Genomic DNA, 16,446 nt, shown 5'->3' with positions numbered 1-16,446 from the left:
TCAGCCTCCAAAATCATAATTATTCTTTATAACAGTTTGTGCAACCATTGGTGAAAACAAGTATCCATGTCGTGATAAACCATTTAGATATGTTATATTCCCTTTAGTACTTATAATTGGCTTATCATCGATACTCATCGGACGCACATTAGTTAAAGTTTTCAATATCCTTGCTTCTAAAAAACGCTTATCTAGCGTAACTAACATACTTAGCAACTCTAATGCACTCTGTACAGAAATCTTAGAATAATCACTACTATCAATACTTGTTGCACCAAGATAAAAAATACCATTCTCTCTAGGAATCAAATAAATAGCGTGTCTCGGATGTAAAAGCCTAATAACAGAATCTAACTTAATACTTTTATTTTCTAAAATAATCGACTCCCCTCTTACACCATACAATTTGATATCATCAACACTTGAGATACCTGTACAATCAAATATATGCTCATACTCTTTATCAAAACACTCTCGATAGAATTGTTCTTTAGTAGTTTCAATAATTTTTATATTTTCGAGGTTAAGAAATAACTCTTGTGTTAATACAAAGAATTTTGGAACATCAATTAATGCTTCATCTGCTATTAGAGCTTTTTCACAAAGAGTACTTGATAAAAACAGTCCTTTATTAAGGGTATGTACCTTTTCTGTAGAACATATATCTATAAGAGGCTTTGTATCTAAGTTTTTTAGTCTTAAATCTATATTTCTAATAGCTAAATCCAACTCATATTTATCTTGATTATGTGCAACAACACAGGTATTAATCTTTTTTACGAAGCTGTCATCCATACCTAGACTTTCATTAACAAACACATTTAATTCATACCAAAGATCGTAGCTATTAAATCCCAGATCATACACATGCTTTTGGCAACTTATTAGCTCAGTTACTGGAGCAAGCATACCTCCAGCACAATAGCCACAGCTAGTCTTATAATTCAGACTATCGGTATAGATATCGATCTTTAAATTAGGATATCGTTTAACTAGATAAAGTGCTAAAACTCTACCCATAAGCCCTGATCCTAGGATTGAGACTTTACTCATGTTTAGATTCTATTTTCTTAAGATCTTGAGAAAGCTTCATAGAACAAAAGCTAGGCCCACACATAGAACAAAAATGAGCAAATTTATGCCCCTCTTTGGGTAATGTTTGATCATGAAAATATCTTGCTTTATCAGGATCCAAACCTAAATTAAACTGATCTTCCCATCTAAATTCAAATCTTGCTTTTGATAGAGCGTTATCTCTTATTTGAGCGCCAGGAAAGCCTTTTGCTAAATCTGCAGCATGCGCTGCTAGCTTATAAGTAACAATTCCCTCTCTTACATCTTCTTTATTAGGAAGACCAAGATGCTCTTTTGGAGTTACATAACATAACATAGCAGTACCATACCAAGCAATTTGAGCAGCCCCAATTGCTGATGTAATATGATCATATCCAGGAGCAATATCTGTAACTAATGGACCTAGTGTATAGAAAGGTGCTTCAAAACAGTCTTTTAACTCATAATCCATGTTTTCTTTAATTAATTGCATTGGAACATGGCCAGGTCCCTCTATCATAACCTGTACATCATGCTTCCACGCTATTTTAGTTAACTCCCCCAGAGTTCTTAATTCTGACAATTGTGCACTATCATTAGCATCGTTTATAGATCCTGGTCTTAACCCATCACCAAGTGAAAAACTAATATCATAAGCTTTCATAATTTCACAAATTTCCTCAAAATGAGTATAAAGAAAATTTTCCTGATTATGATGTAAACACCACTTAGCCATTATTGATCCACCGCGCGAAACAATCCCTGTAATTCTGTTTGCTGCTAATGTAACAAAGACTTTTCTAACTCCAGCATGAATTGTAAAATAACTAACGCCTTGTTCAGCTTGTTCAATTAAGGTATCTTTATAGATCTCCCAAGTTAAATCCTCAGCTTTACCATTCACTTTTTCTAAAGCCTGATAAAGAGGAACTGTGCCTATAGGTACGGGACTATTTCTAATAATCCATTCTCTTGTCTGATGAATATGCTTACCTGTAGAGAGATCCATAACAGTATCTGCTCCCCACTTTACTGCTATAACCATTTTTTCAACTTCTTCTAGTGTAGAAGATGTAACTGCCGATGTCCCAATATTAGCATTAACTTTAACCAAGAAATTTCTACCGATTATCATCGGTTCTAATTCTGGATGATTAATATTAGCCGGAATAATAGCTCTACCCGCAGCAACTTCGTCTCTTACAAACTCAGGAGTAATTTCTCTTTGAATATTTGCTCCAAATGATACACCCTGATGTTGATTTGTATACTCAGCATTTAAATGAAAATTAGCTCTTAGAATATTTTCTCTAATTGCTACATAATACATTTCTGGAGTTATAATACCTTTTCTTGCATAATGCATTTGCGAAACATTTTTACCATATTTTGCTTTGATAGGTACATGCCTATTTCTAAAATTCAATTTATCTTCTTTAAATTGAGCATTGGTATAGTCTGATGAGAAACATCCCAAACCTTGTATATCTTCATTTTTTTTGAGCCAACTTAATCTATGTCTAGACAAGCCCTTTTCTATATCAACCGCGTTACCTGAAGAATACTCTCCAGATGAATCATAGACAAAAACATCTGGATTTATACTGATATTACCTTCGATATTTGTATTTGTTTGAGCAATTTTTCTAAAAGGAACTTTTAGTGCTGTACTAAGACATTCAACATAACATTTTTCCGAATTTGGATATTTAATCGTTATTGTTGAGCTTTCTGTATTGGTTTGAATATCTTGATTTCTAGAGTTAGTCATTTCATCTCCTATTTTCAATTCAAACTAGTATAGGCAGATGAAATTAAAGGTATAATTGATACAGTAATAGAATCACAACTATAGCAAATACAACCAAACTACACTTCCTACACTAGTGCTAACTAGATCAGGTTCAAAGGGTTGGAAAATCCTCTCAGCATGATTCGAAAAAAATCATGCACCCCTGTGTTTTCGGTATAAAGTTAATAGTATATCTAAATCAAAGTCAAGTCAGTAACCAGCATTTTCTATTAGTAACTATCTAAACTAACTATTTCAAGATGTTGCATCTGTGTTTGTAAAAACATCTCGCCAACAGATCTAAACTTCAGAGGAATATCTGTAACATAAAATTTATACTCTGGATTAGAATTGTTTTTATTCAAAAGATTATTTTCAACAAGCAGTTGCTGAAGCATCTTACTAGCTTGTAATGATGGGTCTATAAGCTTTACATCAAGAGCTTTAGCGATACTATCTTTGATAATAGGATAATGTGTACAACCCAAAATTAGAGCTTGAATGTTTTTATCGTTAAAATACTCAAGATATTGTTTAGCTACTAATTCAACAACTTCTCCCTCTATAAATCCCTCTTCAATCATAGATACAAAAAGACCACATGAACTACTATAAACTTCTGTGCTAGGATTATTTTTGTGTATTTGTAGTGCGTATGCGTTACTATTGATAGTAGCTGGGGTTGCTATGACACCAACTGTTTTAAGACTATCGACTAAGCTAACTCCAGCACTTATCACATCAATAACAGGAACTGTTTTAGCAATTTCTTGAACGATATCTTTTGCAATAGCCGATATAGTATTACAAGCAATAATTATTGCTTTAACTTCTTGATCAATCAGAAATTTAGCCGTTTGGGCTGCAAACTTTTGAATAGTCGCTCGTGATTTAGTCCCATAAGGTATTCTAGCAATATCACCAAAATATATAATATCCTCATTTGGCAATATATTCATCAAGTTCTTGACGACAGTTAAACCACCAATTCCTGAATCAAAAACACCTATAGGCCTATCGTCAAGCATTACTTTTTCTCTATTTTACGAATTATTTTTCTACGTGAACGCGTAGGCATCTTCTCTAGATATTCTTCTTTTGCTTTAATAAAAGGTATTAGATTTCCTAATGACAAAACTGCTTGATTAGCATCATCTGCAATGAAATTTTCACTTAACTGAGCATCATCGTTTGCAAAAATAACAACAGTCACAACAGGAATACCTTTTATATATATTTTTTGTTTATAAAGGTATGTTTGTAGTACTTTTTTCTGTGCAAATGTTTGCCTAATTGGATTTTTTATTGTTTTTGCATAGACTTTGTTGTTCTGAGAAGTCTTTGATACATTCCATCTCTCGGCCATGTTCTCTACTTCGATATAGCCACGATTATTCTTAACCTCAATTATGTATATACCTTTACGAGATACTGCAATAAAATCAATTTCTCTATTGCCAACTGTGGATTTCTCATCTGGTAAAACCACTCGATTAAATAGTACAAAATTATTGTCTAATTTTTTTAACTCATCTAAAACCGTAGTTTCGCCTTCTGCACCTGAAATGATTATATCTACAGGATTATCATCTTTTGTTATTAAAAAGAAAAATACAAATAGTATAAACGCTAATGTAAATCCAACCTCTAGCGATTGAGTAACAAATTCAACATCTCCTAGATATAGATCAACACCAACTATCAAACCACATAGAATAATAGATGCATATAGACTTTTTTTTGCTCTAATCAGGTAGTTCCTTAACCTAGCCCATGTAAAGCGCAAAAAGAGCCTGTCTTTTTTTAATTTACTTTCAATAGCCATAATACCAATATACTTTGTTTAAAAACGTAAAATTATAAATTAATAAACTTCTGCTTTATTTCCGTTATTTTATCTCTAACTGCCGTTGCCTGCTCGAATTCAAGCTCTTTTGCATAAGCTCTCATTCGTTTTTCTAGAGCTTTGATAACCTTCGAAGCTTCAGTCATACCTAGTATAGCCGAAACATCAACATCATCAACCTTTAAGCGCGAATTATTTTTATAAGCACGCTTTTGCATTTCTGGAGAGCTATCTAACATATCATCTATGCTCTTGATGATTGTTTTAGGAGTTATATTATTTTTCTGATTATATTCGTTTTGAAGATTACGACGTCGTAAAGTTTCATCCATAGCTTTTTTCATAGATTTTGTGACAATATCTGCATACAAAATAGCTCTACCATTTTGATTCCTAGCTACACGTCCAATAGTTTGGATAAGAGATTTCTCAGAGCGCAAAAACCCTTCTTTATCAGCATCAAAAATTAATAAAACTCCAACCTCTGGCATATCAAGACCCTCTCTAAGAAGATTAATACCCACAAGCACATCAAATACACCATGACGTAAATCATGAATAATTTGGACTCTCTCAACAGTATCAATATCAGAGTGTAAATATCTGACATTAACACCATGCTCAGATAGATACTCTGTTAAATTTTCTGCCATTTTTTTTGTTAGAGTCGTTATTAAAATCCTTTCTTCTTTAGCTATAGCCTTATTTATCTCTGATAACGCATCTTCTACTTGTATAGCAACAGGTCTTACAGAAACTTCAGGATCTAATAAACCAGTTGGTCTGATCACTTGTTCTACAGTGTTTTGAGACTTTTCAAGTTCATAATTAGCTGGTGTCGCAGATACATAGATTGTCTGAGGCAACAAATTCTCAAACTCATTAAATTTCAAAGGTCTATTATCCAAAGCAGAAGGCAGTCTAAACCCATAATTAACAAGATTAGACTTACGAGACAAATCCCCTTTGTACATTCCACCAAACTGTGGTAGTGTGACGTGCGACTCATCAACTATGACTAAGGCATTTTCTGGTAGGTAGTCAATCAATGTTGGTGGTGGATCACCAGGAGCTCTACCTGATAACAATCTTGAATAATTTTCGATACCCGTGCAATAGCCTAGCTCTTGAATCATTTCAATATCATACTTGGTACGTTGTTCTATTCTTTGAGCTTCAAGTAATTTACCTTCTTCTTCAAAATATTTAACTCTTTCTTTAAGTTCTGCTTTGATCTCTTCTATAACTATATCTTTACGCTCTTTTGATGCAACATAATGTGTACTTGGGAATATTGTTGCTCTATGTAATGTTTTGATTTTTTTGGAAGTTAATGAGTCGATCATACTTATCGCTTCAATCTCATCATCAAAAAATTCTACTCGAATAGCATCTTTTTCAGAGTCTGCTGGGAATATATCCAATATTTCTCCTCTAACTCGAAAACTACCTCGACTGAAATCCATATCATTACGCGAATATTGCATCTCTACTAACTTAGTTTGAGCTTTTTTTAGCCCTAGCTCTTCTCCTACTTTTAGATGCAAAAGCATCTGCATATACTGCTCAGGGTCACCTAGACCATAAATAGCCGATACGGTTGCAACTATAATTACATCATTACGCTCAAGTATTGCTTTGGTAGCTGAAAGACGCATTTGTTCAATATGCTCATTTACAGATGAATCTTTTTCTATATAGGTATCAGAAGCTGCAACATAAGCTTCTGGTTGATAATAATCATAATATGACACAAAATACTCAACTGCATTATCTGGGAAATATTGCTTAAACTCAGAATATAATTGAGCTGCCAAAGTTTTGTTATGTGCAACAATCAAACATGGTTTTTGTGTTTGTTGAATCACATTTGCCATAGTATATGTTTTACCTGAGCCTGTAACTCCTAGTAAAACCTGATGCTGTAACCCACCATTAACACCGTCAACTAACGATTTGATTGCCTTGGGCTGATCACCACCTGGGCTATATTTTGTTACTAATTTAAACTTATATTCTGACATTCTTCAAACTTAATTTTTTTATAAAAAAGCTGTGCTAAAGCCTTGAGAATTTATTATAACATAGCTTTATATCTGTATTAAAAACTATAGCTTAGTCCTGTTGTTATAAAGTTTGCTTCTCCCTTATCAAAAGATTTTACATATAGATATGTAATTAAGAAATCCATATTATCAATAAAACCTGTTGGAACTGATAAACTTACTGGAACTGCGAACAAACCCGAGGCTTTACTGGAACTTAGCCCTAAAAGCTTATTTTTTTGAAAGCTACTTCCAATACCAAGGCCCACACCCGCACCTGCTCTTACCCCACTAAACAACTCATAATTATACTTAACAAGCCCTAAGTATGAATTACCATTAAGCTCAGTATCTTGTTTGCTAGCAAAATAACCAAGATATCTAAATTCGCCCGTAATATTTTTATTGAAAAAATATCCTGCCGTGGTGGTAAAAACTCCTGTATTATGTGGAGACGAACTAAGATGTCCCCAACCTCCAGATGCTGTCACAAAAAATCTATTAAAGTCAGTATCATCGGTTACAGTTTTTGGATCACTATAACTCTTAAAAAAAATAGTGACTAAAACTAAAGTATAAAAAGTCTTTTTAAAAAAGATATTCTTCGAGCTCATATAGCAAAGCTTGTTGTTCTTCTGTCAGATCACGATTCATGCGTAAATCTTGCATTTCTTGATAGATATCTTCCAAAGTTTTGCGAGTTTTGCCTTTATGGTCAATCAGAAGCTCATCATTATCTAGGCTAACAATCTTATTTAAATACTCTTGAAACTCCATCTGTGCTTTATCAGGTAGTTTTGAAAAGTCTAATCTACCAACTATCCTAACAGCTCTGTCATAATAAGATTTTGGTAATTGATTAAGCATTTGCGCTTTTTGATAAATTTGTGAAGTATGAAATTTATCACAACCCCTTTCATCAGCGGCACTCATAAAGTCACTTTGATAAATCGCTGCATCTATATCAACATTTTCAATCTCTGGATACTTATATTCCAATACATAATCAACAAAATTAGTAAATATTTCTAGATTGTTTCTTATAAATTCCTTATTTGCCTTTATCAAATCCAGTCTATCTTGAGGTAATCTCCCCACAAAACGAGTTTTAGCAGGTAATATTAGAGGAATATCACCCCATTTCTTATTTACAGTCAGTCGCCAATGTTCTGCTTCTAAACTGCCAAATTCTTCTATAAATTCACTAAATAAATAACTATCTAAGCGAAGAAATATCTCTTGATTTTTGTAATGCCTATGCTGACCAATATCTAATATGGCCGACATAAAATTATTTTTAAAGCCAAAAACTCCACTTACTGCAATTGCTTGTCTATACCCAATACCGCCGACCTCTATACCGATATCTAGTTGAGCTAGAGTATTTTCATCATTTTGCTTATTAAACTTTGCCAATAAAAACTGCCACATTTTAGGATTAGCTATTCTTAACTTTTTAGCTAACTCTACTGTGACAATTACATCTGTAATAGCATCATGAGCTCTACCACCACTATATAGATTATTTTCAGTATTTAAATTTTCTAACTTCAAAGATATTTTCTGCTGTCCTTCTTCATCGACAACTTTAGGCCACTTAAGAGCATCATTACAAAATAAATAATAGCAAGTAACTATTGGAAACAAATCAGCTCTTGAACAACCATTCTTGAATTGATGACTATATGGAGGTAGCATATTTTTATAAAAAGCAAATCTCAAAAACTCATCATCAAATCCAAGTGTATTGTAACCTATACTAATAGTTCCTGGTGTATTTATGATTTTATGAATTTTTCTAATTGCCTGATATTCTGACACACCAGTATTTGCTTGAGCAATAGAAATATGATGCGTTATCGTTGCAATTGGAGATGGAGTTGTATCAGGATTTAGCTTCACAAAAAAATTAAACCTTTCAATTTCATTAAAGTCCAAATCTGTACGAATCGCAGCAAATTGTAATACTTGGTCAAAAGAATTGTTAATACCAGTAGTTTCTAAGTCATAAAATAAAAAAGTTTGATTTTGAAACATTAAAGAATAAGCTCATATTTAATTAAATTATTAGCTTAGAATTTTAACATACCTTTATAATGATTAATAATTTTGAATATTAGAAATAAGCTTGATTTAAAGACTCAATAGAAACTCTAAAGAATAATTTTTATATTTATAAAGTAAGATTATGCAGGCTGTCTAGTTGCAGCAATTACAACTTCTCGTATATTTATATTTTGTGGTTGGCTAAACATAAACATAGCTGTACGAGCAATATCATCTGCTACTAAAACCCCACCCATAGACTCTTTCCAGTTTTCATAATCTGATTTAATTTGATCAGATGTAGTATGACTTAAAAGCTCAGTTTCTACAGCACCTGGACAAATTGTCATTATTCTAACATTATCATCAGCAACTTCTTCACGTATATTCTCACTCATTGAAGATACTGCAAATTTTGTACCAACATATGCAGCGTGATTAGGGAAAGACTTCTTGCCTGCAATTGAACTGATATTTATAATCGTTCCACTTTTTCTTGCCTTCATATCACCCAATACAGATTGAATACCATTTAATAATGCCAATACATTCACTTCGTACATCTTTTGCCACTCAATAGGATCTTGTGTATCAATTTGACCAAGCAACATTAGACCTGCATTATTAACCAATAATTCAACTGGACCGTATTCAGCTTCAGCTTCTTTTATAGCCTTTTTTAGAGCTTGAGCATCTGTTACATCTACCTTACGAATCATTGTGTTAGGTAAATTTAATTCCTCTATTTTTTCTATTCTTCTACCTATTAGCAAAAGTGAATGGCCTGCTTCAGAAAATCTTTTTGCAATTGCTGCTCCGATTCCAGAACTTGCCCCAGTGATTACAACTAATGATTTAGACATACTATTTCTCCTTTATTTTTTGTTTTAGTATTTACACCGTTTCATTGGTTGTAAATTTTATACAAACTTATTAAACTGATAAATACCAATAATCATAAAACATTGTTATTAAATAATGAACAATATTTATTGGCGAGGTATCCAATGTTTCATCCACGTCGCAGAACAGCAAAGCTTTACAAAGGCAGCAGATATATTAGGTATGGCCAAATCAAACCTAAGCCAAAATATTAAAGATCTAGAAAGCCACCTTAAAGTTCAACTACTATATAGAAGCACTAGACATGTTCGTCTTACCGAAATAGGACAAGATTATTATAAGAAATGTAAGCAAGCTCTCCAAGACCTTGATATAGCAACGCAACTAACTAGCCAAGAACACAACGAAATAAGTGGTAATATAAAAATCAACTGTGTTGGAGGAATAATTGGTGAAGATGTTATCGCCCCTGTAATTTTGAAGTTCCAGCGACTACATCCAAAAGTCAATCTTCATCTTGATTTCTCTAGCAATAGAATCAATCTCATAGATAGCGATTATGATCTAGTTATCCGTATGGGTAACTTACCTGACTCAAACTTGATAGTTTCACCGCTTAGAACTGTTACTACCAAGTATGTAACGAGTAAAGACTTTTTTGAGAGATATAGTGAGATATCCGACCCAAGACATCTTGAAGATGTTCCTCTAATCTACGGTAGTATCAAACAATGGAATTTTAACTCTACAAATGATAAATACACCCTCCATATTCATAACAATGGTTTTCATGCAACTAATGGCAGAGTTATGAAACAAGCAGCTCTTCTAGGATTAGGAGTCACCAGATTGGTAGATATTTATGTTGATGCGGATATCAAAAATGGTAGATTAGTCGAAATACTACCTCAATATAGAGAAGAAACAAAGCTTTCTATCATTTCACTACCCGTAAAATATCAACTCAAAAGAATAAGCTCTTTAATAAATTATCTCAAAACTAATTTCAATAAAGAATACGAAAACAAAAGTGAGATAAACTAAACTACTTTTGAGCTAATAATCTATCATACCTAATTGTTATTTTCTTAAAATTACTTTGTATTTGCTCTTTAGTAAAATACACAAATTCTTTGTATAGATCATCATCATGTTTTTTTTGTTGCATAAATAAAGTTCTATATGTCCTTAGATTAATCAACAATTCATCTATAAGTATCAATACTTTCTTATATTCATAATATTTTTTTGTATCAGAAAACTCATATTTAGCATTTACTAAAGTTTCATTAAGCTTAATACTTTTTTCTATCAATGAAATAATCTTCCTATTCTCAACACTACAGTCAACTTTATTAACAAGATCCTTAAGCTCAGAATAGATCCTATACATATCTCTGTTAAAAAGCACTCTATTCTTTCGCCCTCTAGTAAGGAAAGTTATCAAAACTATACTTAATGTTCCTATTGCTACACATGTAACCCTAACAAAAAATAATTCTTTGTCCCAACCAATAAATAATCCAAAGTACATTACTAAATATACATGTATAAAAAAAACACTAGTTGCATAGTTTAAAAACATCGTATATACATACAATGCTAAAGCAAAACAACACAGTGCAGCAACCAATGTAAAATTATGAGGTATATTTTTTTGGATTAGTAACAATACTATAGACCCTATTGAAGTACCCAGCAATGAGAAAATAACAATCGCTTTAGCTCTAGTGTAAACAACACTTGTACTGGTACTAGCTGCAACACTAACTACTGCTATAACCACCCAATATATCCTATCTCTAAAGTCATCATCACCACTTAAACTAAATATCAAATAACAAATTACTAATCCAACTATCGATGCTATAAGAACCCTTATGGCTAATAATGTAGTATCAGAAAGCTTATCTACATATCTATCCTTAAATAAGATCATAATACGCCTCTCTGATATTTTCTAAACCAATAAACATATCATCCAAAAATAATAAACTACTAAATAAAAGTTTTCTTTTTTGTTTATCTCTTTGATATTTATGGATATAGTTCATTTCAAACTTATATTTCAAATGAGATATATCCTCAGATTTTTTTTCAAAAACTTCAGCAGATTTTTGTATATATAACATCAAAAACATTGTGTTTTTATAAATTTTTTCTAAATCTTGTGATAATTTTTTTGCTTCACTTTCTTCAAAACCTAAACGAACATAATCAATAGTAAGTTTTTTATAAACCAGTAGAAATTTTGATGTTAAGCGATTAAAAACCACTAAGTTATGACTTAAATATCGCCATTGCTCTTGATGGCTTTTACGTAAGAACATTAAGCCATGATTTTTAAACGAGTTTATATTTTGGTACTTTAAATTACTTACTTCAACAACATTTGATTGTGTAAACCTTCTATATTTTGCCTTTTCAAATGTATCAATATAGTTACGCACAAAATTTTTTAAAAACTCATTAAATACTTTACTAACATCATTAGCCTTCATTAGTTTGTAGTTTCTAATAATCACCAGATAAACAATCAAACCAATCAAAATAGCTGTAAGAGTAAAATGTAAATGATTGTCCTTCTCCAATGGATAGCGCACAAAACAAATACAAGTAATGACTACAATCATCATCGGAAATATAGTAAAAGCCTCTCCAAACCTTCTAAACCAAAATGCTATAAAAGCGACAAACACTATTAGCATAAAATTAGTTTCAAACAAAGGGTGAACATATGGAGATATATTAACGATAATTATGGCTATAATCATATATAATGCAAAAGCCAAACGTTTAGCTTGTATACTCCCCAGCAGAATACTTCCAGCCAAATTAGCCATAAATAATATAATTATAATAGTAAGATTTTTATCAATATTTAAAAATGCTGCGAGACCTAAAAATGAAAAAAGTATAATTGCAGATTTGATAGCTCCATCTTGAAATACTTTCATAGGGTCTTGATCAACATATTTATGATATATCTCACTAATACTAAGCATTTACAAATCTACTTTTAGTAGTAAAAACATTTTAGGAATTATATTGCAAAAGTTACTTAATTAATATCACTAGAATAGTTATTTTTGTTTTAAAATATAGTAAAATTTAATAGCATTAAAATAAAATACACATTTATCTTTATGATTTATAACAATACTTATGATGTTATTGTTGTTGGGGGCGGTCATGCAGGCGTTGAAGCTGCTGCTGCTTCAGCACGTATAGGCGCAAAAACTCTACTACTTACTCACAATATTGACACAATTGGACAAATGTCCTGTAACCCAGCCATTGGTGGAATTGGCAAGGGTCACTTGGTCAAAGAAATAGATGCCATGGGCGGTATTATGGCAAAAGCCATTGATATGGCAGGTATTCAATTTAGAATCCTTAATTCTCGAAAAGGCCCAGCTGTTAGAGCAACAAGAGCTCAAGCAGATAGAGTTTTATATAAAAAGGCTATTAATTCTTTACTTAATGGTCAAGAAAATTTAGATATTTTCCAAGATTCTGTAGATGATTTAGTAGTCGAAAATGGAATTGTATATGGAGCTATCACAAAAACAGGAATAACTTTCAAGTCAAAAAAAGTTGTTCTTACAGTTGGGACATTTTTAGGAGGTAAAATACATATAGGCAAAGTTTCTAAAGCTGGAGGTCGAGCGGGAGATCAACCATCAAACGCATTAGCTGCTCGCTTAAGAGCATTACCATTTAGAGTGGATAGACTCAAAACAGGCACTCCTCCACGTATAGATTGTCGAAGTGTCGATTTTAGTGTTATGGATGTACAACACGGTGACACCCCAACACCACACTTTTCATTTTTCTCAAAAGGAAAAATTGAACATCCAAGACAAATACCTTGCCATATAACTTACACTAACACAAAAACTCATGAGATTATCACAAACAATCTTGACAAATCAGCAATGTACAGTGGACTTATAGAAGGTATAGGACCACGTTACTGCCCTTCTATTGAAGATAAGATTGTAAGATTTGCAGAGAAAGACAGACATCAAATCTTTGTTGAACCTGAGGGTTTAAACAGTATTGAGCTGTACCCTAATGGTCTATCAACTAGCTTACCATTTGAAGTACAGTGTGAGTATATACGCTCAATTAAGGGTTTTGAAAATGCTTTTATCATGCGTCCAGGCTATGCAATTGAATACGACTTCTTTGATCCTAGAGACCTTAAACCAACCCTTGAAACTAAGCATATTAAAAATTTATTCTTTGCTGGACAAATTAATGGAACCACAGGGTATGAAGAAGCTGGAGCTCAAGGTTTAGTCGCTGGTATAAATGCTGCCATTAGTCTAGACAGTGATAAATCATGGTATCCAACTCGTTCTAATAGCTATATGGGTGTATTGATAGATGACTTGATAACCAAAGGTACTAAAGAGCCTTACCGCATGTTTACATCCCGTGCAGAGTATAGACTAATTTTACGTGAAGATAATGCAGATTTAAGACTATCCGATAAAGCCTGTGAATTAGGATTGCTAAACAAACAAGATCAAGAGTTTTTTATCAATAAAAAAACTGCTATAGATGAAAATATAGCTATGATGAAAAATACTTGGATTGGTCCTCAAACCCAAAAAGCTCGTGACTTAGAAAAGTATTTAGATAAAAAAATGACTCGTGAAAGCACTCTTTTTGACTTACTAAAACGTCCAGAGTTAGACTATAAAAAATTACAACAAATTCCTGATGTTAACTTAAAACTGAATGATGAGGCTGTGATTGAACAGATAGAGATCTCTGCTAAATATTCTGGTTACATAGAGCGTCAAAATAAAGATATCGAAAAAATATCGACTCTTGAACTAAAAGCAATACCTGAGAACTTTGACTACTCTCAAGTCAAAGGCCTTTCAAATGAAGTTCTTCAGAAACTAACTGAACAAAAGCCCACAACATTAGGAGAAGTATCTCGTATACCTGGCATAACCCCTGCTGCAGTATCATTACTTACTATATACATGAAAAAAACTGGCTTTATAAAATAGGAAGAAAATATATGAAAAAAAACTCTTTTAAAATAATAGCTTTAATAGTACTAGCATTAGCACTTTTTTCATGTGCTACTAAACAAAAGTATATAGAACAACAAAAAGCATGGATTGGCAAAAACATCTATTCTTATACTAAAGAGTTCGGTATGCCCAACGATGTTATACAAGTATCTCCAGATCCTAATATTGAAACTTATGTATATGTCAGAAAAGCAGTAAATCCAAATACTCCTGCTTTTGCTGGCAATCCAATGAATAGCTTAATTATGGCAAATAGAAATCCTCACTTTGTACAGTTTGGTGCTTTAATGTGTACAACTTGGGTTTCATACAACAAAAGTACTAAGCTAATTGTAAACATAACATTCCGCGGTAATTACTGCGCTATTAATTAGTACATGACAGGGAAATTTAATGAATATTAAACAAACTTCGACACCTTTGATTACAGGGCTAGTGTCTGCATCTATATGCTTTAGCTTCGGATTCTTTTCAAATGTTTTCAAATATAACGGACTAGAATTTTTCTACGCTTATATCGCTTTTCTGGTTTTATTATGCTATCCAATGAACCTCATAGCAATATATTTCCAAAAAGCTTTCCCTGACTTAAATTCTCATAATAAATTAGTCTATAGAATCACAGGCAGCAATAAGTTTAAACCTGTTAGTATATTATTAACTGGAATAATGATTATCTTTGTTGCTCTTATTATGTTTAACATGTCAACTTATGTTTTAGATTTTTTTGATAATATTCCAGCTATTGATAGACTGAGTAATCAAAGCTTAAAATTTAGTAACAACTTCCCAATATACACATCTCTATTAGCAATATTCATTACGATCCTTTTAATGTTTATACTTGCTGATAAGAAAAAAATAAACTTAAATGAGACGCTTAAGACTACAGCTCACATATCTCTATATTTAGTGACTGTATTAATGTTAATAGTCATATATACCCCGCAAGGGATAATTGGAATAAAAGATTTCCTTTTTGGCATAAACTATCAAAAGGCTGAACAACTTCGTTGTATGTTTGGATTGGCTTTAGTTTACGCAATATTAAGCAATTTTATATCAATAGCATTTTATAAAAACATTATAAATATTGGTGACAATAACTTTAATAAGCTTAAGACGAGTGCATTTAAAAGTATATTTTATAATATAATTTTTTCGTTTATGATTTGTATAACTATATATGCCATATTAGGTGACTACAGAAGCTACCTACAACCAACAGAGAGTATACAAATTACAACTATTTTTAAAATAGTAAAAACAAATTATCCAATGTATTACTTATTACTTGAGGTGATATTCACAACACTAAACCTAGTAGTTTTTGTTACATCATTGAAGTATATTTTTCAAATTGGAACGAAATTATATACTAAACTGCTAGCTCTATTAATTCCCTTTATTATAACTATATTTTTTATCAAATCTGGTATCGCTTACGTTGATTTCTCTAATATGAGCGCTCTTCATATAGTCATCATATTTATCTTCTTATTTGACGTATTCATTATAGGTTGGATTTATGATGCTCAAAAGCTTAGTTATGAAATACTTAAAAGCACAAATACTAAACTATCACCAATATTCAATATAGCCCTAAGAATAATTATACCGTTTATATGCATTATTATTGCTATTGGCTATATATTCATACATATGTCTATTATGTGGCAATTTATAGCAACAATAGTATTGATTACCATATATATAATCAAAGGAAGTATTTTCAGTAAAATATTTAACAAGAGAAAGTTTTAA

The 16,446-nt window shown here is 32.0% G+C and carries 14 protein-coding genes and 1 riboswitch; of the genes, 4 read left to right on the top strand and 10 right to left on the bottom strand.

Going from position 1 to position 16,446, the window contains the following annotated elements:
• From F7308_RS05785 to F7308_RS05750, 8 genes are all read right to left on the bottom strand, one after another.
• The gene (locus tag F7308_RS05785; RefSeq protein ID WP_083817028.1) at positions 1-1,053 is read right to left on the bottom strand and encodes an FAD-dependent oxidoreductase; all 1,053 of its coding nucleotides are present in this window, start codon (positions 1,051-1,053) and stop codon (positions 1-3) included.
• On the bottom strand, positions 1,046-2,824 hold the full coding sequence (thiC, locus tag F7308_RS05780) for a phosphomethylpyrimidine synthase ThiC (protein ID WP_013922916.1): 1,779 nt from the start codon (positions 2,822-2,824) through the stop codon (positions 1,046-1,048). The genes F7308_RS05785 and thiC overlap by 8 nt, the downstream gene beginning before the upstream one ends.
• Positions 2,825-2,911: 87 nt before the next feature.
• Positions 2,912-3,020, bottom strand: a riboswitch (TPP riboswitch).
• Between the two features lie 55 nt (positions 3,021-3,075).
• Positions 3,076-3,873, bottom strand: a complete 798-nt coding sequence (gene murI / locus F7308_RS05775) for a glutamate racemase (protein WP_013922915.1) — start codon at positions 3,871-3,873, stop codon at positions 3,076-3,078.
• Positions 3,873-4,670, bottom strand: a complete 798-nt coding sequence (locus F7308_RS05770; RefSeq protein WP_013922914.1) for a nuclease-related domain-containing protein — start codon at positions 4,668-4,670, stop codon at positions 3,873-3,875. Before F7308_RS05770 ends, murI begins: the two co-directional genes overlap by 1 nt.
• A gap of 32 nt (positions 4,671-4,702) precedes the next feature.
• Positions 4,703-6,715 (bottom strand): excinuclease ABC subunit UvrB, encoded by a 2,013-nt coding sequence (uvrB, locus tag F7308_RS05765; RefSeq protein WP_013922913.1) that lies wholly within the window; start codon positions 6,713-6,715, stop codon positions 4,703-4,705.
• 77 nt (positions 6,716-6,792) lie between these two features.
• Positions 6,793-7,350: a hypothetical protein gene (locus F7308_RS05760; protein ID WP_013922912.1), complete on the bottom strand. Its 558-nt coding sequence runs from the start codon at positions 7,348-7,350 to the stop codon at positions 6,793-6,795.
• Positions 7,325-8,773 carry an exodeoxyribonuclease I gene (locus F7308_RS05755; RefSeq protein WP_013922911.1) on the bottom strand — a complete coding sequence of 483 codons (1,449 nt, stop codon included), beginning with the start codon at positions 8,771-8,773 and terminating at the stop codon, positions 7,325-7,327. Before F7308_RS05755 ends, F7308_RS05760 begins: the two co-directional genes overlap by 26 nt.
• Before the next feature lie 149 nt (positions 8,774-8,922).
• Positions 8,923-9,645 carry an SDR family oxidoreductase gene (locus F7308_RS05750; RefSeq protein ID WP_013922910.1) on the bottom strand — a complete coding sequence of 241 codons (723 nt, stop codon included), beginning with the start codon at positions 9,643-9,645 and terminating at the stop codon, positions 8,923-8,925.
• Positions 9,646-9,760: 115 nt separating this feature from the next.
• Here F7308_RS05750 and F7308_RS05745 point away from each other — a divergent pair, with 115 nt between their 5' ends.
• On the top strand, positions 9,761-10,669 hold the full coding sequence (locus tag F7308_RS05745; protein WP_041263718.1) for a LysR family transcriptional regulator: 909 nt from the start codon (positions 9,761-9,763) through the stop codon (positions 10,667-10,669).
• Between the two features lies 1 nt (position 10,670).
• On the opposite strand, the gene F7308_RS05740 is transcribed toward F7308_RS05745, so the two are convergent.
• Together F7308_RS05740 and F7308_RS05735 are read right to left on the bottom strand one after the other, a co-directional pair.
• Positions 10,671-11,564 (bottom strand): FUSC family protein, encoded by an 894-nt coding sequence (locus tag F7308_RS05740; protein WP_013922908.1) that lies wholly within the window; start codon positions 11,562-11,564, stop codon positions 10,671-10,673.
• Positions 11,551-12,630 (bottom strand): hypothetical protein, encoded by a 1,080-nt coding sequence (locus F7308_RS05735; RefSeq protein ID WP_013922907.1) that lies wholly within the window; start codon positions 12,628-12,630, stop codon positions 11,551-11,553. The genes F7308_RS05740 and F7308_RS05735 overlap by 14 nt, the downstream gene beginning before the upstream one ends.
• Positions 12,631-12,771: 141 nt before the next feature.
• On the opposite strand from F7308_RS05735, the gene mnmG reads away from it, so the two are divergent.
• From mnmG to F7308_RS05720, 3 genes are read left to right on the top strand one after another with little or no spacing between them, the layout of a single operon-like run.
• Positions 12,772-14,655, top strand: coding sequence for a tRNA uridine-5-carboxymethylaminomethyl(34) synthesis enzyme MnmG (mnmG, locus tag F7308_RS05730; protein WP_013922906.1), 1,884 nt, complete (start codon positions 12,772-12,774; stop codon positions 14,653-14,655).
• Between the two features lie 11 nt (positions 14,656-14,666).
• On the top strand, positions 14,667-15,056 hold the full coding sequence (locus F7308_RS05725; RefSeq protein WP_013922905.1) for a hypothetical protein: 390 nt from the start codon (positions 14,667-14,669) through the stop codon (positions 15,054-15,056).
• 19 nt (positions 15,057-15,075) lie between these two features.
• Positions 15,076-16,446 carry a hypothetical protein gene (locus tag F7308_RS05720; RefSeq protein ID WP_013922904.1) on the top strand — a complete coding sequence of 457 codons (1,371 nt, stop codon included), beginning with the start codon at positions 15,076-15,078 and terminating at the stop codon, positions 16,444-16,446.

The organism is Francisella salina, assembly GCF_000219045.1.
GTDB lineage: Bacteria > Pseudomonadota > Gammaproteobacteria > Francisellales > Francisellaceae > Francisella > Francisella salimarina.
The sequence above is the reverse complement of the archived record's forward strand: the minus strand, read 5'-3'. Positions and strand labels throughout refer to the sequence as shown.